This is a genomic window from Cryobacterium sp. 10I1 (assembly GCF_035019805.1).
Classification (GTDB): Bacteria; Actinomycetota; Actinomycetes; order Actinomycetales; family Microbacteriaceae; genus Cryobacterium; species Cryobacterium glucosi.
Genome location: NZ_JASJVF010000644.1, coordinates 1 through 282 on the forward strand (window position 1 = coordinate 1; position 282 = coordinate 282).

The window sequence follows — 282 nt, forward strand, 5'->3', positions numbered from 1 at the left end:
GCGTGGGACTGCTCCGGTCTGACCAAGGCCGCCTATGCCGCGGCCGGGGTCTACATCGGCACCCATTCCGCCACGAACCAGTACAACACCATGGCAAGCCAGGGCCGGCTCGTCTCCTTCAGTAACGTGCAGGTCGGGGACCTCGTCTTCTGGGGCAGCGGCGGCGACTACTACCACGTGGCCATCTACGTCGGCGGTGGCCAGGTTCTCGAGGCCCCCGACGTCGGCAAGCCCGTGCGCATCCACTCAATCTGGTCGCCCGGCGACGTCGCGTCCTACGTG

Annotated in this window: 1 protein-coding gene; it reads left to right on the plus strand. The window is 67.4% G+C overall.

The genetic code is table 11. The annotated features are described in order from the left end of the window. Nucleotides 1–282 (plus strand): C40 family peptidase (locus QN345_RS20145; protein ID WP_323509256.1); only part of this gene is annotated, 282 nt, incomplete at both ends.